The sequence below is a fragment of the Prosthecobacter sp. genome (assembly GCF_049294395.1).
Lineage (GTDB): Bacteria > Verrucomicrobiota > Verrucomicrobiia > Verrucomicrobiales > Verrucomicrobiaceae > Prosthecobacter.
Map to the genome: position 1 here is coordinate 44,608 of NZ_JBAQCR010000382.1, position 20,213 is coordinate 64,820.

The window sequence follows — 20,213 nt, forward strand, 5'->3', positions numbered from 1 at the left end:
TGTCAGTTTGGCCCGGATTTATTATTATCGCCTCATAAATCAGTAATTTACCAGGAGCTAATCATGAATGCTGCAACACTAGTCGCAAATTGGAACAGACGCAGGAAGGCCATGGCTTTAGTCATGGTGGTCACCACCGTGGCTTTGATGTCCATGCTTGTGGTCGCTATATTTTCAGTCACTCGCACCGAATACAAAGCCAGCCAGAGCTATGTGGCCTCTCGTAGTGCCAAGCAGCTTGCGGATCTCGCTGTCGTATTCACCGAGGCGCAGCTGCAAAATGCCCAGAATTCCGCCACGGGCTCCTTCAGCCGCACCATCCATGCCACCCAGCCTGGCATGGCGCGTGTCTATCAGGCCAATGGTGATTTTGTGCGTGCCCACAAGCTCTATTCCAGCTCGCAGATGGTCATCACCAGTTCTAATGAGGCGGACATTTTCAGCAGCGACCATCAAATCCCACAAGACTGGAACGCCACACAAAACGCCGCGCGCTATGTGGATTTGAACGATCCGATCGTCCGCCCCGGCCTTACCACGGGAACCATGGCACTCTATTTCCCGATCATTGATCCCCGCGCTGCTTACAACGGAACCAACCCCGACAATGGGCAGACGATGGCTGCCGTGGAAGGCTTTACCTACTCCAAGTCCACGCCCTCCATCACCGGGGCTGGTGGAGCGGTGACCTACAATGAAGTGGTGCTGCCTGCGGATGTTGGCAATGAACCCAACAAACTGCGCCTGCCCATGCCGGTCGAGTGGATTTATGTCCTGCGGGACGGCACTACCGGTGCGCTTGACGCCAGCAACAAGTTCATCAGTGCAGATGGCGCGACGATCCCCAGCGCCAGCAATCCTATCGTTGGACGCGTTGCTTTTTGGACCGACGACGAATCTTGCAAAGTCAATATCAACACGGCGTCCGAGCCCACCTTTTTTGCACCTCCTTATTTCTTTCACCAACGTGACTCAAAATGGGCTAACTTTCCGCCAGCCTCGGGCGAGTACCAGCGCTATCCCGGGCATCCTGCCACGGTGGCTTTAAGCGCCGTCCTCGCACCCGGTGTCGACTTGGACGTGTACAGCCCCAACGCCAAAGTGACCGACATTGTAAACATCAAGGATGCTATTTATCGTTTGATCCCCAAGATTGCCATGGGTGGGTCCACCTCGGGCACCAGGCCGTTTGTGAAAGATGCCTTTTCGGACAGCAATGGCGAGAACGATATCGGCAGCCTCATTGACCTCACCGCCTCACGAAAAGAACGCTTGTTTGCCAGTGTGGATGAAATGCTGTTTGCCGATGGAACTTCCGATTCCGCCTATAACTACAATCCCACCAACGGCCGCATGGCTGCCAGCATCCAGCTTCCGGGCAGCAACGGACGCTACATTTTTGATCAAGGCACTTTGGAGAGGTCCCGTTTTTTTCTCACCTCCAGCAGCCGCTCTCCGGAGTTTAGCATTCATGGCCTGCCACGTGTTGCCATGTGGCCTGTCCCGGATGAATCACTGGGTCCAAATCGCCGCACCAGCTTTGACAACATCATCGCCCTGTGTTCGACTCAGCGCGGCACCACCGCCGGCTCCGCCATCGCCAACAGCTACTTCTTCCGTCGTGCCGATCCGCACCACCCCACCTATGATGTGACAGGATCATCGCCGGACAATGGGACCTCGACGTCTCTGGGGCGCAACAGCAAGCTGCTCGACTACCTCTATGCAGAGATGGCAACCCTGCAGTTCCCGCAGACCTCCTCGCTCGGAGGAAGCAATAATTTTGGTGACAAGTACGGCACGGACAATGTGGCACAGCTCGCCGTCATGTTCTTTGACTACATCCGCTGCACCAATCTCTATGATGGCGTGCTGGCACGCGGGAATGATGGTTTCACCCCTTACAATAGCAGCGTCGCCAACTCGGCTAGTAACGCGCCTCTCTCGACGGCCCAAAATCAGTCACTGTACAATACTCGGTCATCCATCGCCGCTGATCGTCTGACCTTCACAGAGCAACGGGTCACCCCCACGGCGACTGGCAGTTTGAACAGCGGGCAGAACCAGCTTGGCAGCACCTACCTTTCGAGCAACAGCAAGGTCTTTCCCGGACATGGCCAGGTTTCTCCGGCGCGTTGGCAGCGCAGCGGTGGGCAGACGGTACAAGGCATGGGGCGGATGTTCACCATTTCTGAAATCGGATTTCAGTTCATTTGCACGGCGGACGGCTACGTGGCTGACGACGATCCCTACGCAGTGGTCTGCAACGGCGTGAGGAGTGGCGGGGGCAATGCACCCAAGGGGCTTCCCAGAAAAGAGACCGTCCAAGCCCCCCAATCGAACCCCGGGGCTAGCCCTTATCAATCTAGCCTAAATGACCCAGATGGCATTTACCCGCCGCCGGCACCCACCAATGGCAACCCTTATCTGGATTACAAGCGCTGGTATTCCAATTTCCCACCGCTCGATGGTAAAGAACCATTGCTTGTAAATAGGTATGGTGGCGGCAGATATTATGGCTGTGATCCCTCAAATCCTGCAGATTTAACCAAACATCCTAGATTCCACCCGGGCTATCAACCGGCCAATTGGAACATGACCCTGTTGCCGAACACGCCATTGTTCCCCAACGAAAAACGGGTGCAGGCGATGCTCACACTGGAGTTTTTCTGCCCCATGTCCGGCTGGACAAAAATGTTCCCCGAGTGGGCCATTACCTTGGATGGACAATTCTTGCGTTCCATCAAGCTTAACGGCGAGCCTTTGTTTCCATCGGCACAGGACGTTGTGATCAAATCCAATGGAAATGTCTACGAATCCGGCAGTTCATCGGGTTCCTACCCTCTGGGCGGCCATGCGGGGCCCACCATTATTTCCGGGGGCAGAGCAGCTCCTGGTTGGGGGACCGGCTTAATGGGTAATGACACCAATCCTTACGTCAGCGGAAAATCTGCACGTGGGAATGATCCGAGCGCCTACATTGCCAATCCTGGTTCTAGCAACAATTTCCACGACGGGTTGAACAACTGGGGTTTGGTCAGCCAGTTCATCACCGTCAAACGCAATGAGCCCATGCTGCTGACATTTGGTCAGCGCAGTTTGGTGATCAAAATTTACGACATGCACAAGCGTGTGGGGAACAGCAAAGAAGAAGTGCAGAGCATCAGTGTGGCCGTTGATGATGCCACGCTGCCGGTTCCTGCTCTCGTTTATTCGTCCAATGAGCGGTTCATGAACAATAAGCCGGTCACCGAGCCCCTAAGCAGGGCGGAAATCTCTCACTATTTCTATATCGATATTTATGGCCGCGAAGGATACCGTCGTTCCATACAGGCCCCGCATTGGTGGTGCTTCAACCGCATGGGGTGCCTCAATCGCATGAGCGGAACGGTCAACCCAAATTACAAAGGACCTGCCGGTCTGCCGGCTTCAACTCGTAATTTGTACCTCGCTCCGGGTCCCGTCGATAACACTGATCTGGATGGTCCTTCTGGCCAGTTGCAGACTGGAAGGCTGGACAACGATAGCAGGTTCCTTTCCGCCATGAACAATGGCACTGCTATCTATGACACAAGCTCTGGTGCCAACGGCCTCCCCCTGATTCCGCCAGAATCCTCTGCTAACTTTCAAGGTGGAGCAACGGTGAATTCGCGTCCGGAGGTTTATGACGCCAATGGCAATCTGTGGTCGGGTTCAGATGTGATCCGCACATTCGTACCGGCCGTTGGGGACTATCGTCTGGCCGCCGCCCGTTATGAAGTACCTAGCACCATGTGGATGAGGCATCCGCTCTGGCAGAAGATGGAGGCAATAGCTCCGCTGTTGCAGCCTCGCAACATTCACAGCTTTACTTCACACTGGGCGACCTCTGAATCCGGCTGTCTGCTGCCGGGGGATGCCAATATGCTCAAGTATCCCGATCTCGGCATGACCAAGGATCAGCAGCTTGTCGCCGGCGCTCCGTATTCCGATGCACGCGTTCCAGACCTTCCGCCTGATGATGGCTGGGCCGCCACCGCGAACAGCTACGGTGACTTTGACAATGGCATCGGCGACGCCCGTGATGGCCCGTATGTTAACAAGCCTGATGAAGGAAACTTCTATGCCGGTGAGACTACCCGTTATAATGTTAAAAAGTTATATCGTTCGGGCTACTTTTATGAGGCTTGGAATAACAGTGATGACTGGCGCACCGGCATTTACATGACGCCAAACAGAATGGTAAGCTCACCAGTGATGTTCGGCTCTCTCCCGACCGGGGTTTGGTCCGGCGGCAGCGTCAGTTCCAGCGCGGTGACCGGAGTCAGCTACAATGAGGGCAAGCCCTGGCAGACGCTGCTCTTCCGGCCTTACGCGAGTTCTAATGCCAATTACGGCAAGAGTACCCATCCCGGCGACAACAATCCGCGCGACCACTACCTGCTGGATCTCTTCTTCATGCCGGTGGTGGAGCCCTACGCCATCAGCGAGCCGCTTTCCATCGCTGGCCGCATCAATCTCAATTACCAGATCGTCCCCTTCACCAACATTACCCGCGCCACCGGCCTCCATGCAGTGATGAAGGGCGAATTCATAACCGCCATCCCGCTGACGGACACCAATAACGCGAAAACCTTCCAGACGGCCGCGACCACTTCCATGTGGAGCAGTTCGGGGGATCGCTTCTGGGATGAAGGCCAGAACACCAAGTATTGGCACCGCCCCATTGATGTTACTAAAACCTTGTACCAGTTTGACCAGAAGTTCCAACACTCGGCCACTGGCTCCAATCATGCTCTCAACCGCTATCGGGGCCTCTTCCGCAGCCCCAGCCAGATCTGCGAAATGCACCTGATTCCTGATGTCAGCAAGGGGCCCTCCTCCGGTGGGGAGACCCTCGGCAGTATTTCCAACATCAATGCAACTACCAGCGGCACCAACTTGCAGTCTGTGATGGAGCAGTTCTGGCAGAACCATCCAGGAACAGGAGACAACACGCGTGAGCGCCCCTATTCCAACATTTACGCCCGTGTCACCACGCGCAGCAACACCTTCCGTGTTCACATGCGGGCGCAGGTCATCACCAAGGCGCGTTCCACGGCTGCGGATACCATGGACCCTGCCAAAGACGCCGTTCTCGGCGAATACCGTGGGTCCTCACTGATTGAGCGTTACATTGACCCTACCGACGTGGCCAATCCTCTGCCTGATTACGGTGCTGCTTCCAACCCCCTGGGTGAAAAGCCCTTGGACACTTTCTACAAGTTCCGCACGCTGGAAAGCAAGCGTTTCAGCCCATGATGTTCTGCCAGTTGATCCCCTGGGGCCTACCTCTCTTTGCATATGAAACATCTCATTAAATCCCGCTCACAGGCTGGTTTCTCGCTGGTCGAGGTCACGCTCGCTGTGGCCATTGCGGCTCTCGCCATCATCACGCTGCTGGGGCTCCTGCCCCAGGGGCTCGACATGGCCCGCAAGACATCGCTGATGATTAATGACAGCAACATTTTGGAGCAGCTCACGCATGACATGGAAAATGCCTCCTTTGATTTGCTGCCGAATAAGATAGTGAGAAAGTACTACAATGATCAGGGGCGTGAGGTCGCGCAGGATGCCACGGATCTCGCCTACGTTGTCGAGGTTGATCCGCAGCAGGTGGTGGCGCTGCCCAAAACCGAGATGACTCAGCCTTACATGAGGCGCATGGTGATCAGAATCGCTGCGACCAGTTCGCCTGCTTTTGTGTTCGCGCCTCCCGGCAGCGACACCACATCACCTTATGTCACCTTCAATCAGTTGATCGCCAAAACTCGCTGATTTCTCCCTGCCATGAAGCTCTCCGCCTTCTCATCGCGTCCGCCATCCCATCGCTGCCCCCGGTCGGCTGCGGGGCGTGCCTTTACACTCATTGAACTGCTCGTTTCAGTGACCTTTCTGGTGATCTTGATGCTCGTCGTCTCCCAGGTCATCGGCATCGTGCAGCGCACCTGGGTGCGTGCCAATTCCCGCGTCTCGCAGTTTCGTGAAGCACGCCAGGCATTCGACACGCTCTCTCGCTCAATCTCCCAGGCCACGCTGAACAACTACTGGGACAACGAATTTGACACAGTAGGCACGGATGCCGCAGGTCAGAAGATCACCCTCGCCAAAGACTACTTCAGGCAGTCGGAGCTTCAGTTTATCTGTGGCCCCACCAGCGCGGTGATTCCCGCCGCTGCCGGCAACGCACAGAACTATCCTGGACACGCTGTTTTTTTCCAGGCTCCATTGGGAATCGCAAGTCTGGTGGCGACTGCTGCCCAAGGTGGCAATAACCAGATCGTGAACACCGAAAACATGGTCAATCTTCTTTGTGGCCGGGGATATTTTGTGGAATGGGGGACGGATGCGTCATTTCGCCCGGCGTTTCTTGATCAGCTCAACAATGCTGTCCCGGTGCGCAGCCGGCTTCGCTTGATGGAATACAGTCCCACTGCGGAAAAGAACCGGATTTATGACACCAATCTGCGGCCGATCACCTCCCACTCCAAGGAATGGTATGCGGATGTGCTGGACACTGAGGTGCAAGGCACGCAAGAGACCGCCCAAACGCGTGCATTCACGCGGCCAATTGCCGAGAACATCATTGCTCTGGTGATTTCTCCGCAGATTGAGGTCACCGGCAACACGACTGTGTCTCCTTATGCCATCGCCCCTCAGTTCATTTATGATTCAACCTTGAAAGTGAATCCTGGATCCTCGCCAATCAATGCCAGCCCGCAGGGAACTCAGCACCTGCTCCCACCGCTGCTCAAGGTCAGCATGATCGCCTTGGATGAACGGTCGGGAGAGTTTCTTGCACGCGAAGAAAACAGCCAGATGAGGACGGAGCTGCTGACTGCCATTGCTGGCAAGCTCCAAAGTGCCGCGAGCTTGGTCGAAGAGCTGGATGGGGACCAAGGCAAGACAGGCACGCTGGTTCAGCTCCTGCTTGATAAGAAACTCAATTATCGAATTTTCAGCACCACCATCGCTCTCAAGCAGTCCCGCTGGAGCTTCTGATGGCAGTCTTCTTTGCTCTTTAACCCGGCCCATTTTTTCTATGACTCACTCCCCATACTTTGAGCGGCAGGCCAGGCGGGCCTTCAGCTTGATCGAGATGCTTGTCGTGATCGCCATCATCGCGATGATCATGGCTTCAGCCACTCCCGCTTTGATGCGCACCATGCAGGCCACTCGGCTGGCAACCACGGGGGATTCCATCATGGGGGCCATCACTGAGGCCAAGCAGCTGGCTTACGCACAGAATGTTCCCGTTGAACTGAGGTTTTTTAAACACCCCGACCAGGATTCCCCCGGCTCCACCGTGCAGTTGTTCCGGTCTTATCAGATGTTTAAAATTGTGACATTGTCACAAGGCGTGGGTGCGAATGCACAGGTCTCGGAGTCAGTGGTGCCAGTCGGTACCTTGTACAAACTGTCTGACGGTATCATCATCGCGGCGGGTCTGGATTTGTCCCCTCTCCTGAACGGGGAGGACGGTCAGTCCCTCGATGACATCAAGCCAAATGCTGGAAGTGGTCCGGGCTATTCCGGCGTGGCCGGTGCCAAATACAATGCCATTCGCTTCATGCCGGATGGTTCCTGCCGAAGAGTCAACGCTCAGCAGGGCGGTTTTTCGCAGCTCGATTACGGCACCCTGCCGCTTAGCTTTTTCACCATCACGTATGACAGCGGCGCGGACGTCACCGCAGGAAATCTGTCCAAAAACTTTTATACCATTCAGATCGATCCCTACACGGGCAAGGCGCGCAACTATCGCCCCGGATTCTAGTCCCTGCTGCAGGGAAGTGCCGGTCCCTTTCAAACTGCCCAATTTTCCGCATGACAGCCGCCTGATCGTCGCTTGAATGGCGTATGGGTGAACTGCCTTCTCTTGCTTTAAGTTTCGATGACGTCCTTGTCCTTCCCGGACTGAGCCAGGTTCTGCCTGGAGATGTCAATGTTTCCACTAAACTGGCCGCCATCGGTCTCAATGTGCCGATTCTCTCGTCGGCCATGGATACCGTCACGGAGTCCGAACTCGCCATAGCCCTCGCACGTGAGGGCGGTCTCGGCGTCATTCACCGGAACTGCCCCATCGATCAGCAGGCGGAGCACGTGGCGCGGGTGAAGCGCTCGGAAAACACCGTCATCCAGCAGCCGCACACCGTCTCCCCTGAGACACGTCTGGGCGAAGTGCAGCGTCTGATGCACGAAAAAGGAGTCAGCGGCTTCCCAGTCGTGGACGCGCAGGGCAAACTGGCCGGCATGGTCACCAGCCGTGACATGTGGTACATCGAAGACGAAAACACCCCTGTCTCGGCCATCATGACGCCGCGTGAGAAGCTCTCTATCGGCACCCCCCAGACCAGCTTTGAGGATGCACTGAAAATCCTCTACACACACCGCATCGAAAAGCTCCCGCTGGTCGACTCCAACGGCAAGCTCGCCGGCCTGATCACCAAGCAGGACATCGTGAAGCGCCAGATGTTTACCAACGCCGCCAAAGACGCCAACGGCCAGCTCCGCGTGGGCGCCGCCGTCGGCGTGGGTGAGGATTGCGTGGATCGTGGCCTCGCTATGCAGGCTGCCGGTGCAGACGCCGTTTTCATTGATGCCGCCACGGGCCACACCACCCGCGTCATGCAGGTCATCGCCCGCCTGCGGGAAGCCCTCGGCTCCAGCATGCCCATCGTCGCTGGCAACGTCGTCACCGCCGAAGGCGCGCGTGATCTCGTCAAAGCCGGCGCTTCCGCTGTCAAAGTCGGCGTCGGCCCCGGCTCCATCTGCACCACCCGCATCATCTCAGGCGTGGGCATGCCCCAGTTCACCGCCGTACAGGAAGTCGCTGAAGTCTGCCGTGCAGCTGGCGTCACAGTCATTGCCGATGGCGGCATTCGTTACTCCGGAGACATCGTCAAAGCCCTCGCCGCAGGTGCAGACTTCGTCATGCTCGGCTCCTTGCTGGCCGGCACCGCAGAAAGCCCCGGCAACATGGTCAAGTGGCAGGGCCGCACCTTCAAGGAATACCGCGGCATGGGCAGTCTCAAAGCCATGCGCAAAGGCGCAGGCGACCGCTACGGCCAGAACTCCTCCGGCAAGCTCGTCCCCGAAGGCGTTGAGGCCCGCGTGCCCTACAAAGGCCCGCTGGCAGATGTCGTCTTCCAGCTCATCGGCGGTCTCCGCTCAGGCATGGGCTATGTCGGTGCCAATACCCTCGACGAACTGCGTGCCAAGGCCCGTTTCGTCCGTATCACAGCCGGTGGTCTCAAGGAAAGCCATCCTCACGATGTCGTCATCACCGAAGAGCCCGTGAACTACGAGCCACATTGATTTCTCAGGCATTCGTCATTCCGCATTCCGCATTTTCGTTCCCCCTTTCTCATGACCGCCCAAGAAGTCGCCGTTCTCGATTACGGCTCCCAGTATTCTCAGCTCATCGTTCGCCGTGTGCGCGAGCTGGGCTTTGTCTCGCACCTTTATCCCCCGGCTGAACTCGCCAATCTCAAGAGTCCCGGTGCCATCATCCTTTCCGGCGGTCCGCGCAGCACCTCTGACGCTGATGCGCCTGATGTCGATTATGCCAAGCTCATGTCCTTCGGCGTTCCCGTCCTCGGCGTGTGCTACGGCATGCAGCTCCTCAACATCAAGCACGGCGGCACCGTCAAACCCGGCGTCACCCGTGAATACGGCCCCGCCAAGCTCGTCGTCACCGATCACACAGACCTCTTCAACGGCATCTCCCACGAGTCCCAGGTCTGGATGAGCCACAGCGACACCTGTGCAAACCTCGCCAGCACGGCCCAGATCATCGCCACCAATGAAGACGCCGTCCCCGTGGCGCTAAAGTGGTCCGACCGCTGCTGGGGCATTCAGTTTCACCCGGAGGTCACGCATTCACACGAAGGCACCGCCATCCTCAAAAACTTCCTCACACGCAGCGGCGCGGTTCTCGCCAAGTTCGACATCCAGGAATTCAAAGCTCAGATGCTGGAGCGCATCAAAGCCGAAGTCGGCAGCCGCGAAGTGATCTGCGGCGTCTCCGGCGGTGTGGACAGCACCGTGCTCGCAGTCCTCCTCGCCAAGGCAGGCGTCAAAGTCCGCTGCATCTTCATCGACACCGGCATGATGCGTCTCAATGAAGGCGCGGAAGTGAAGCAGCTCTTTGAAGAAGTCGGCGTCCCCATCGAGCAGATCGACGCCAGCGCCATCTTCCTCGGCGCACTCAAAGGCGTGACCGATCCTGAGCAGAAACGTCGCATCATCGGTACGCTCTTTGTTGAAGAATTCTGGAAGGTCGCCGACAACGTCGAACTCCTCGCCCAAGGTACGCTGTATCCTGACGTCATCGAAAGCGCCACCAGTGGTTCCATCGCCAGCAAGATCAAGACGCACCACAACCGCGTTGACCGCATCATGGAACTCAAGGCGCAGGGCAAGGTGCTCGAACCTCTGGCCGAACTCTTCAAAGACGAAGTCCGCGCCCTCGGTGCCAGCCTTGGCATTCCGCATCAGGCCCTGTGGCGTCATCCGTTCCCGGGCCCAGGCCTCGCCGTTCGTATCCCTGGTGAAATCACCCCGGAGCGCGTGGCCACCACTCAGCATGCAGATTCCATCTTCATCGCCGAACTCCGCCGCAGCGGCTGGTACGAGCGTACCTGGCAGGCCTATGCCGCCCTGCTTCCCGTCAAAACCGTCGGAGTCAAAGGTGACGAACGCAGCTATGAGCAGGCCATTTCCCTCCGCGCCGTCATCAGCGAAGACGCCATGACCGCCGACTGGGTCGAGCTGCCTTATTCCGTGCTGCGCAACGCCTCCAACAAGATCCTCAACAGCGTCAAAGGTGTGAACCGCGTACTCTACGACATCAGCACCAAGCCGCCCGCCAGCATTGAGTGGGAGTGATGTCATGAGCGCTGGCTTCCTTCTCTCTTTCGAAGGCTCAGAAGGCTGCGGCAAATCCACGCAGATCGCTCTTCTACGCACCCGCCTCGAAGCAGCCGGGCGCAGCGTCGTCGTGCTGCGTGAACCCGGCGGCACCGAGCTTGGCGAAAGCATCCGCCATCTCCTTCAGCATGCCAAAGAGGGAGCCTCGATGACCCCGGAGACCGAGCTTCTCCTCTTCGCCGCCAGTCGTGCCCAGCTCGTCCGCGAAAAAATCCGCCCTCTGCTGGAAGCTGGCACCTTCGTCATCCTCGACCGCTTCCTCGATTCCACCACCGTCTATCAGGGCATCGCCCGTGGCCTTCCACTGGAAAGCGTGCGCGCCATCAATCACTTCGCCATCGGCGGCACCTTGCCGCAGCTCACGCTCGTCCTCGACATGGACAGCGCCACCGCCTGGCAGCGCATTCATCAGAGCGGACGCGAACTGGACCGCATGGAAAGCCAGCCGCAGTCGTTTTTTGAAAAAGTCCGGCAGGGTTACCTCGAAGTCGCCCAGGCAGAACCGGCGCGCGTGAAAATCATCGACGCTTCAGCCACGCCTGAAGTCGTGCACGAAAACATCTGGCAGACCATCACCGCCCTATCCCATGCCGTTTAAGAGCGACCATGCCCTTGAGCTCATCGCCCGCGCCCGTGACAACGGCCGCTTGGGCCACGCCTACCTGATCACCGGACCCAAGGAGGCGCAGCATGAAGTCTTCGCCGCCAAAATGCTCGATCTCATCGTCGGCACCAAAATGGGCACGCTCGAAGCCTGGGAAGGGCAGGGGGCCATCGTCCTCCGTCCGCAGAGCAAATCACGCCGCATCACCATCGGTGATGATGGCGACGATCCCGGCACCATCCGCTTCCTGGAAAAAATGATCCACCGCACCGCCGCGCCCAACGGCTGGAAGCTCGCGGTCATCGTCGATGCCGAGCGCATGAACGCCCAGGCGCAGAATGCTTTTCTCAAAACACTCGAAGAACCACCGCCAAACACGCTCCTGCTGCTGCTCTCTACTCAGCCCCAGCAGCTCCTGCCCACCATCCAGTCCCGCGTACTTGAAGTCGCGCTGATGCCTCCCGATGGCGCGCGCATCTTTACGGAGCATGAAGGCAAGCTGCTCTACGTGCTCAAGCAGATGTCCAAAAAGGAAAGCGGCAGCATCTCCACCGCTCTCTCATTGAAAAAGGACTTCGAAGAAATCCTCGAATCCCTGCACGACGCCATCAAGAAGGAGCAGGAAGCCGACTTCGAACGCGAACAGGACCACTACGCCAAGACCACCGACGGTGCCTGGCTGAAGCAGCGTGAAGAACAAGTCGAAGCCCAGATCGAGGCCGACTACCTCCAGCAGCGTACCTCGCTCATGGAACTCCTCCTCTCATGGATGGGCGATGTCGCCCGCCAGCAGGCCGGAGCCGAGCATCTCGACCTGCCGAAATTCCAAGAGGCCACCGCCGCCCTCGCCGCCAAGTGGGAGCCGGGTGATGTCGCCAAACGCATCCGCGTTCTACGGCAGCTCGAAAGCCATCTCCACACCAACGTCAACGAAGGCCTCGCCCTCGAAGTCTGCTTCATCGAAGCCTTCGGCGCGTAGCGCCTTCGTTCACACCGTCTCCCCACGTCGCAGATCCGGCATCAAACGCACCGGCTTCGTGCTCGTATGCCCCGTCTGCGCCAGCTCCAGCACCAGCTTGGCAAGCCTCTTCGCAAACTTCGCCGCATCAGCCGAATAACGCGTCACCTTCGGCACCACATGATCCAGAAACGCATCATCATCCCGTGACACAATGGCGAAATCACGCGGCAGCTTGTGGCCGAGTCGCAGTAGATGCGTCACCACCGTCAGCGTGTGAATCGAACGCGCCACGAGAAAAGCCGTCGGTGCCTGTTTCCGTTTCAGCGCCTCATTCAGACTCTCGATCACCTGTTCCACGGTTTCATGGTGCTGCACCACGCAAGGCACGGCATCGCTTGTGGCAAAAGCTTCGCGGAAACCCTGGGCGCTGTCCACATCTCCGCCATGCGCTGAGTCCGGCAGCAGCAGGGCAATGCGCCTGTGCCCTTTCTGCATCAGCATCGTCGCTGCATGCCGGCATGTCGCGCGGTAGTCCAGATCCACCGAAGGCAGCCCCATGTCATCACTACAAGATCCCGCGATGACGGTGGGCAGTTGCTTCTCCACAAACCAGCGCTGCATCACCGGCGTGGAGCGAAACATCACCCACGCCGCGGCATGCACGCGCTGCGTGAGCTTCTTCAGCCCGCCTGCAGGTTTTGCAGTGAAACAATGAGGACTCACATGCACCTCAAGCTGATATCCCGCCTCCATCAGCAGCTCACGCAGCGCATCCACCCAGAACAGCACAAACGGTGGCATCGCCTGCTGAGGCACAGGCGTCAGCAGCGCGATCATGCGTGATGAAACACCCCTCCCGCGCGTGGCGGGTGCCGCGAGAATCTGCCTTCGTTTGTTCACCACCGCGCTGATCACACCCTCTCGTTCCAGTTGTGCGAGCACCGCCCGCAGCGTGGGCCGGCTGATGCGCAGTCTGGTGCAAAGCGTGCGCTCCGATGGCAGCACCTCCTGCCATTCTCCGCGCAGCAGGGCCTCGCGCAAAAAGTCGGCGCTGTGAGTGATGAGCGAAGGTCTGGGTGGTACAGCATGCATAAGGAGGGGCTCCCACCATGCCGTGGTAAGCTGAAATGACCACAGAGATTTCAAGTGTCGCACCGTTCATGATGAACCATCCTTCGCACCTCATGCTTCCTCATTCTGACCTCCTTCAACTCAAACGCTGGAACACCCCCACCATCTACAATGGCTGGGAGCAGATCACCAAACGCGATCCCGCAGCCGATGGTTTCAATCTCGAAGAAGTCCGCGATTTCATGCCGCAGATGGGGCCCATGGTTGGCTACGCCGTCACCGTCGTGGTCGAGCCAAGTAACAAAGCCCATCGTGAAGCCAATGCGAATGCGTGGAATGAATACCGCAGCTACGTGGCCAGCATCCCCGGACCTAAGATCGTCTGCGTCCAGGATCTCGACAAACCCCGCACGATTGGCTCCTTCTGGGGCGAGGTGAACAGCAACATGCACCGCGCCCTCGGCTGCGTGGGTACCATCGTCGATGGCGCGATTCGTGATGTCGATGAAATGACCAACGCCGGATTCAAAGCCCTGGCCCGTCGTTTCTGCGTCGGCCATGCGCATGTGCATCCTGTCCGGTGGAACTGCGAAGTCGAAGTCTTCGGCCGCAAGGTCGCTCCCGGAGATCTCATTCACGCCGACAAGCACGGTTTCCTCGTCATCGAGCCTGAAGCCCAGCCGCAAATCCTCGAAGCCTCCCGCTTCATGGATTCCAATGAATGCCAGACCGTCATTCCCGCCGCACGCAGCAGCGCCGGTCTCAGCACCGATGAAGTGCTGGCCAACCTCGCCGCTGCGGGAGCGCAGTTCGGCAAAAACGCCAAAGCGAAGTTCGAGCGCCACGGAGAGTGGTGATCCCATGGCCTTCTTTCCACTTTTTACCCAGACTCAACCTTATGAAATCATCCATCCTCACACTCTTGCTCGTCGGTTCGTCGCTGTTGGCCGCCGAACCCTTCATCGAAAAACAAGACCTCTTCATCGTCGGCGATAATCCTTCCTACCAGCTCTACCACATTCCCGGCGTCGTGGTGACCGCCAAGGGCACAGTGCTCGCCTGGTGCGAAGCTCGCAAGCGTGCCGCCGGTGTCAGCGATTGGGACGACATCCGCATTCTCCTCCGTCGCAGCACCGATGAAGGCAAGACTTGGAGCCCACCGCAGAGCATCGCCAACGTTGAGGGACCCAAGACGAAAAACCCCTTCGCCCTCAAGATGAAAAATGTCGACCCCAACGACGTCACCTACAACAACCCCGTGCTCATCGCCGGCAAGGACGGCACCGTGCACATGCTCTTCTGCCTGGAATACGAGCGCTGCTTCTACCAGCGCAGCGAAGACGATGGCCTCACCTGGAGCAAGCCCGCCGAGATCACCTCCGCCTTTGATGCCTTCAAGAAAGACTACGACTGGAAGGTGCTCGCCACCGGCCCGGACCACAGCATCCAGCTCAAGAACGGCCGTCTCGTCGTCCCTGTCTGGCTCTCCACCGGCACCGGTGGTAATGCCCATCGCCCCAGCGTCACCGCCACCATCTACAGCGATGACCAGGGCAAAACCTGGAGGGCTGGCGACATCGCCGTGCCATGCACCGAAGAATGGATCAACCCGAATGAAACCGTCGCCATCGAACTCAATGACAGCAGCGTCATGCTCAACGTTCGCAGCGAATCCAAAGCCCACCGCCGTCTCGTCACCACCAGCAAAGACGGTGCCACCGGCTGGAGTACTCCCAAGTTTGACGACGCCCTCCTCGAACCTATCTGCATGGGCGGCATCGTGCGCTATGATCACGCTGGGCAAAGCCTCATCCTCTTCTCCAATCCTCACAATCTGGAGAAAGAGAAAGGCAAAGCCGAGCCCGGCAAAAACCGCGACCGTAAAAACGTCAGCGTAAAGATCAGCCGCGATGAAGGCAAAACCTGGCCGGTGAGCAAAACCATCGAGCCCGGCCCCAGCATGTACTCCGACATCGCCGTCACCAAGAGCGGCACCATCCTCTGCTTCTATGGCCGCAGCGGCGACGGTTCTGCACTCGCCCACTTTGCTGGTGGCCGACTGACCCTGGCCCGTTTCAATCTGGAATGGCTGACAGCGCCGAAGTGATGTTCATCAGGCGGATTCAGCCTGCTGACTTCACGTTGAGCTCTCTTCCGCATGTCGTGTGGAAATATGGGCGGAAAAAGAGGCTGACAAAACGCCTCCGCCTGCCGATCTGTCTCTGACCCTTCACCCAATCACAATGCGACTGTTTGCCATCGGAGATATTCATGGCTGAGCCAGTGCCCTGCGGTGTCTGGACCGGGAGCTGAAGTTTGGAGACTCAGGCACTGTGGTGACGCTGGGTGACTACGTGGATCGCGGGCCTGACAGCCGGGCGGTCATAGAGCACCTTCTGGAATTGCGCAGCCGCTGCCGGCTCGTGACCCTGCGCGGGAACCATGAGGTGATGATGCTGCGGGCGCGCGATGACAGGTCTTTTTTGCCCAAGTGGCTTACCTATGGTGGTGCGGAGGCTCTGGATTCTTATGGTGCGGCTACTTTCGCTGACATCCCGGATGCGCATTGGGACTTCATTGAATCAACCGTCTTCTATCATGAGGAAGAACAGGATTTTTTTGTGCACGCAAACGTTGTGCCTGATCTTCCTCTCGTGCAGCAGCCGGAGAAAACCTTGCTCTGGGCGCACTTCGGCGTGCCACGTCCGCATGTTTCAGGGCGTCGAATGCTCTGCGGGCATACGGCTCAGAAAAGCGGCAGGCCGCTGAATTATGGTCACGCCGTCTGCCTCGACACCTATGCTTATGGTGGCGGCTGGCTCACCTGCCTGGATGTGGCCACGAATGCCTGCTGGCAGGCTTCACAGGAGGGCGCATTGCGGCAGGAGATGCTGGGACCGCCAAAATCCCTGGAGTAAATCTCACTCCCCATGCTCACGCCGCCACGCCTTCAGAATGGCATCCAGCAATCCGGGAAAGCGGCTGTCCAGCTCCTTGCGCCGTACCTTGCTCGTCAGCTCCACTCCACGTCGCTCGCTGTGGATGATGCCCGACTCACGCAAAATGCGGTAATGCTGGGAGCAGGTGGATTTCGGCATTGTGCATTTCAGGCGGCTGGTCGTCTCCACGCAGTTCAGGCCCCCTTCGGCCTTGCGCAGTTCGGCCACGATGCTGAGACGCACCGGATCGGACAATGCATGCAGGATGCCCGCGACGGTGAAACTTTCGGCTGGAGGATGGTGGAGAGGTCTGATGCGCGGATGATACATTAATTTCACTTGCAGTTCAATCATTCTATTGTTCGGTATTTGTGAACTAAAGAACTAATCCCCATGCCCACTCTCTTCGATTCCCTCCAGCTCGGCCCCCTGACTCTCCCGAACCGCATCTTCCTCGCCCCGCTCACCCGCGCACGCGCAGGTCAGCAGCGCGTGCCAAACGCCCTCATGGCCGAGTACTACCGCCAGCGTTCCAGCGCCGGACTCATCCTCACGGAGGCCACCTCCGTCACCCCCATGGGCGTCGGTTATGCCAACACCCCCGGCATCTGGTCGGACGAGCAGGTCACCGGCTGGAAGCTCGTCACCCAGGCCGTTCACGCGGCCGGTGGTCGCATCTTCCTCCAGCTCTGGCATGTGGGGCGCATTTCAGACCCCATGTTTCTGGATGGCGCTCTGCCCGTCGCCCCCAGCGCCATCGCAGCAGCCGGCCACGTAAGTCTCGTGTGCCCTGAGAAATCCTTCGTCACACCACGCGCCTTGGAGCTGTCCGAAATCCCCGGCATCATCGAAGCCTATCGCAAAGGCGCTGAAAACGCCAAGCTCGCCGGATTCGACGGCGTGGAAATCCATGGTGCCAATGGCTACCTGCTCGATCAATTCCTGCAGACCAAGACCAATCACCGCACGGATGAATACGGCGGCTCCTTGGAAAACCGCGCCCGCCTGATGCTGGAGGTCACCGATGCCGTCATCTCCGTTTGGGGCGCTGACCGCGTGGGCATGCACCTCGCTCCGCGTGGCGATGCTCATGACATGGGCGATGCCAATCCGCTGGAAACCTTCAGCCACGTCGCGCGTGAGCTGGGCCGTCGCAAGATCGCCTTCATCTGCGCTCGCGAACACCAGTCCCCCAGCAGCATCGGCCCTGCATTGAAGAAAGCCTTCGGCGGCGTCTATGTGGCCAATGAAAAATTCACTCTTGAGTCCGGCAACGCGATCCTTTCCGCAGGTGATGCTGACGCCGTCGCCTATGGTGTGCCCTTCCTCGCCAATCCCGATCTGCCGAAGCGCTTTGCCACAGGTGCCGCCCTGAACAATCCTGATCCTTCCACCTTCTATGCAGACGGCGCGAAGGGCTACACCGATTATCCAGCGTTATGAAACCTCCCCCCGGCCTCCTCTACTCCGTGCTGGATCTCTCCCCGATCTTGAAAGGGGAGACCGCCGCGCAGTCCTTCCGCCATTCGCTGAATCTGGCGCAGCATGTGGAGAAGTGGGGCTACCACCGCTACTGGGTCGCCGAGCATCATAACATCCCCGGCGTTGCCAGTGCCGCCACCTCCGTCGTCATCGGTCACATCGCCGGCGGCACCACCACCATCCGCGTCGGCTCAGGTGGCATCATGCTGCCCAATCACGCACCACTCGTCATCGCCGAGCAGTTTGGAACGCTGGAGTCACTCTATCCTGGTCGCATTGACCTCGGCCTTGGCCGCGCCCCCGGGGGCGATCAACTCACGGCCCGTGCACTGCGCCGTGGCCTCGGCAGCAGTGGAGACACCTTCCCCGCAGATGTGCGCGAGTTGCAGGGCTTCCTCGGTGCCCCTTTGCCCGGTCAGCGCGTGTTTGCCGTGCCGGGGCAGGGGCTCCATGTGCCGCTCTACCTTCTCGGCAGCAGCACCTTTAGCGCCACCCTCGCTGCGGAGATGGGGCTTCCTTTTGCTTTTGCTTCCCACTTCGCACCCGAGCTGCTGCATCAGGCATTGGACATTTATCGCAGCCAGTTTCAGCCCTCCGCAGCTCTGGATAAACCGCACGTGATGATCGGTGTAAACGTCATCGCCGCAGACACCGACAAAGAAGCAAAACGCCTCTTCACCTCGCTTCAGCAGGTCTTCCTCAATCTCATCCGCGGCAGGCCCACGCAGCTGCAACCACCCGTCGATGACATCGCCGCTCTTTGGAATCCCGTGGAAGCCACGCAAGTGTCCCGCATGACCCGATGCTCCGCCGTGGGCGGACCGGACACCTTCCGCCAGCAGATCGAAGTCCTGCTCAATGACACCGGCGCAGATGAAATCATCGCCACCGCTCACATTCACGATCAGCAGGCACGGCTGCACTCCTTCGAAATCGCTGCAGATGTTTTTAAAAGCCTGCAGCATTTCAATTCGTAAATCTCTCCGAATTTCACCAACTCAAACTCAAACCTCAACTCACACCTCCTATGGAATACAGACAACTCGGCGGCTCCGGTTTCAAAGTCCCCGCACTCACCCTCGGCACCGGCACCTTCGGCGGCGGCACAGAATTCTTCAAAGAATGGGGCGCATCCGATGTCGCCGAAGCCTCACGCCTCATCGACATCTGCCTCGAAAACGGGCTCAACATGTTTGACTCGGCAGACATCTACTCAAACGGTCTCGCCGAAGAAATTCTCGGTCAAGCCATCAAAGGCCGTCGCGATCAAGTCCTCATCTCCACCAAGGGCACCTTCCGCTTTGGCGAGGGTCCAAACAACGTCGGCTCCTCCCGCTGGCATCTCATCCGTTCCGTGGAAAACAGCCTCAAGCGCCTCGGCACCGATTACATAGATCTGTACCAGCTCCACGGCTTCGATGCCATGACACCCGTGGAAGAAGTTGTCGGCACCTTGGACGATCTCGTGCGAGCCGGTAAAATTCGCTACATCGGCGTGTCCAATTTCTCCGGCTGGCACCTCATGAAATCACTGGCCCATGCCGACAAGTTTGGCCTCACCAAATACGTCGCCAATCAGACCTACTACTCCCTTGTCGGCCGCGAATACGAATGGGAGCTCATGCCTCTCGGCGTGGATCAAAAAGTCGGTGCCGTCGTCTGGAGCCCCCTCGGCTGGGGCCGCCTCACCGGCAAGCTCCGCCGCAATCAGCCACGCCCTGAAACGAGCCGCCTCAATCACAAGCTCAGCTCCTCCATGGGTCCGCAGGTGGACGACGAATATCTCTACAAAGTCGTCGATGCCTTGGACGAAGTGGCCGCCGAAACCGGCAAGACCGTCCCACAAGTTGCACTCAATTGGCTCCTCCAGCGCCCCACCGTATCCACCCTCATCATCGGTGCCCGCAACGAAGAGCAGCTCCGCCAAAACCTCGGTGCCGTCGGCTGGAACCTCACCGCCGAGCAGGTGGCCAAGCTCGATGCCGCCAGCGAAAAGCCAAAGATCTACCCCTACTGGCACCAGAGCGGTTTCGAAGAGCGGAACCCCTTCCCAACCAAGTAGCACCTGTCACGAATGGCACTCGGTTAAAGGCAAGCATCACTGAATTTCGTGACCGAGGCAGAAAGAGATCGTGGAGCGCGGACTTCCAGTCCGCAGCACTCCGCGAGCCCCCATGCCTCCGCACGACCTTCTAGCATCGCAGCATCA

Annotated in this window: 16 protein-coding genes; 14 read left to right on the top strand and 2 right to left on the bottom strand. The window is 58.5% G+C overall.

What is annotated here, in order from left to right; all coding sequences use genetic code 11:
• Positions 1-153: 153 nt before the first annotated feature.
• The 8 genes from vccA to WAW39_RS25625 all read left to right on the top strand — a co-directional run bounded on the left by vccA (position 154) and on the right by WAW39_RS25625 (position 12,530).
• Positions 154-5,280: a Verru_Chthon cassette protein A gene (gene vccA / locus WAW39_RS25590; RefSeq protein WP_422322019.1), complete on the top strand. Its 5,127-nt coding sequence runs from the start codon at positions 154-156 to the stop codon at positions 5,278-5,280.
• Positions 5,281-5,322: 42 nt separating this feature from the next.
• On the top strand, positions 5,323-5,796 hold the full coding sequence (gene vccB, locus WAW39_RS25595; protein WP_422321995.1) for a Verru_Chthon cassette protein B: 474 nt from the start codon (positions 5,323-5,325) through the stop codon (positions 5,794-5,796).
• A gap of 12 nt (positions 5,797-5,808) precedes the next feature.
• Positions 5,809-7,020, top strand: a complete 1,212-nt coding sequence (vccC, locus tag WAW39_RS25600) for a Verru_Chthon cassette protein C (RefSeq protein WP_422321996.1) — start codon at positions 5,809-5,811, stop codon at positions 7,018-7,020.
• Positions 7,021-7,060: 40 nt separating this feature from the next.
• Positions 7,061-7,792 (top strand): Verru_Chthon cassette protein D, encoded by a 732-nt coding sequence (gene vccD, locus WAW39_RS25605; RefSeq protein ID WP_422321997.1) that lies wholly within the window; start codon positions 7,061-7,063, stop codon positions 7,790-7,792.
• 83 nt (positions 7,793-7,875) lie between these two features.
• Positions 7,876-9,333 (top strand): IMP dehydrogenase, encoded by a 1,458-nt coding sequence (guaB, locus tag WAW39_RS25610; protein ID WP_422321998.1) that lies wholly within the window; start codon positions 7,876-7,878, stop codon positions 9,331-9,333.
• A gap of 51 nt (positions 9,334-9,384) precedes the next feature.
• Positions 9,385-10,905, top strand: coding sequence for a glutamine-hydrolyzing GMP synthase (guaA, locus tag WAW39_RS25615; protein ID WP_422321999.1), 1,521 nt, complete (start codon positions 9,385-9,387; stop codon positions 10,903-10,905).
• 4 nt (positions 10,906-10,909) lie between these two features.
• Positions 10,910-11,545 carry a dTMP kinase gene (gene tmk / locus WAW39_RS25620; protein ID WP_422322000.1) on the top strand — a complete coding sequence of 212 codons (636 nt, stop codon included), beginning with the start codon at positions 10,910-10,912 and terminating at the stop codon, positions 11,543-11,545.
• Positions 11,535-12,530 (top strand): hypothetical protein, encoded by a 996-nt coding sequence (locus tag WAW39_RS25625; RefSeq protein WP_422322001.1) that lies wholly within the window; start codon positions 11,535-11,537, stop codon positions 12,528-12,530. The genes tmk and WAW39_RS25625 overlap by 11 nt, the downstream gene beginning before the upstream one ends.
• Before the next feature lie 9 nt (positions 12,531-12,539).
• Here the strand turns inward: WAW39_RS25625 and WAW39_RS25630 are convergent, their stop codons facing one another.
• Positions 12,540-13,604: a substrate-binding domain-containing protein gene (locus tag WAW39_RS25630; protein WP_422322002.1), complete on the bottom strand. Its 1,065-nt coding sequence runs from the start codon at positions 13,602-13,604 to the stop codon at positions 12,540-12,542.
• 92 nt (positions 13,605-13,696) lie between these two features.
• On the opposite strand from WAW39_RS25630, the gene WAW39_RS25635 reads away from it, so the two are divergent.
• From WAW39_RS25635 to WAW39_RS25645, 3 genes are all read left to right on the top strand, one after another.
• Positions 13,697-14,440, top strand: coding sequence for an RraA family protein (locus WAW39_RS25635; protein WP_422322003.1), 744 nt, complete (start codon positions 13,697-13,699; stop codon positions 14,438-14,440).
• Between the two features lie 41 nt (positions 14,441-14,481).
• Entirely contained in the window at positions 14,482-15,690 is a 1,209-nt protein-coding gene (locus tag WAW39_RS25640; RefSeq protein ID WP_422322004.1) for a sialidase family protein, read from the top strand.
• A gap of 226 nt (positions 15,691-15,916) precedes the next feature.
• Positions 15,917-16,501 (top strand): metallophosphoesterase, encoded by a 585-nt coding sequence (locus WAW39_RS25645; RefSeq protein WP_422322005.1) that lies wholly within the window; start codon positions 15,917-15,919, stop codon positions 16,499-16,501.
• A 3-nt stretch (positions 16,502-16,504) separates the two neighbouring features.
• Here WAW39_RS25645 and WAW39_RS25650 read toward each other — a convergent pair whose 3' ends face one another.
• Positions 16,505-16,876, bottom strand: coding sequence for an ArsR/SmtB family transcription factor (locus WAW39_RS25650; RefSeq protein ID WP_422322006.1), 372 nt, complete (start codon positions 16,874-16,876; stop codon positions 16,505-16,507).
• Positions 16,877-16,915: 39 nt separating this feature from the next.
• Between WAW39_RS25650 and WAW39_RS25655 the strand changes: the two genes are divergently transcribed.
• The 3 genes from WAW39_RS25655 to WAW39_RS25665 are packed head-to-tail and all read left to right on the top strand — an operon-like array spanning position 16,916 to position 20,066.
• Positions 16,916-17,965 carry an alkene reductase gene (locus tag WAW39_RS25655; protein WP_422322007.1) on the top strand — a complete coding sequence of 350 codons (1,050 nt, stop codon included), beginning with the start codon at positions 16,916-16,918 and terminating at the stop codon, positions 17,963-17,965.
• Positions 17,962-18,981, top strand: a complete 1,020-nt coding sequence (locus WAW39_RS25660) for an LLM class flavin-dependent oxidoreductase (protein WP_422322008.1) — start codon at positions 17,962-17,964, stop codon at positions 18,979-18,981. Before WAW39_RS25655 ends, WAW39_RS25660 begins: the two co-directional genes overlap by 4 nt.
• 50 nt (positions 18,982-19,031) lie before the next feature.
• Entirely contained in the window at positions 19,032-20,066 is a 1,035-nt protein-coding gene (locus WAW39_RS25665) for an aldo/keto reductase (protein ID WP_422322009.1), read from the top strand.
• Positions 20,067-20,213 lie beyond the last annotated feature (147 nt).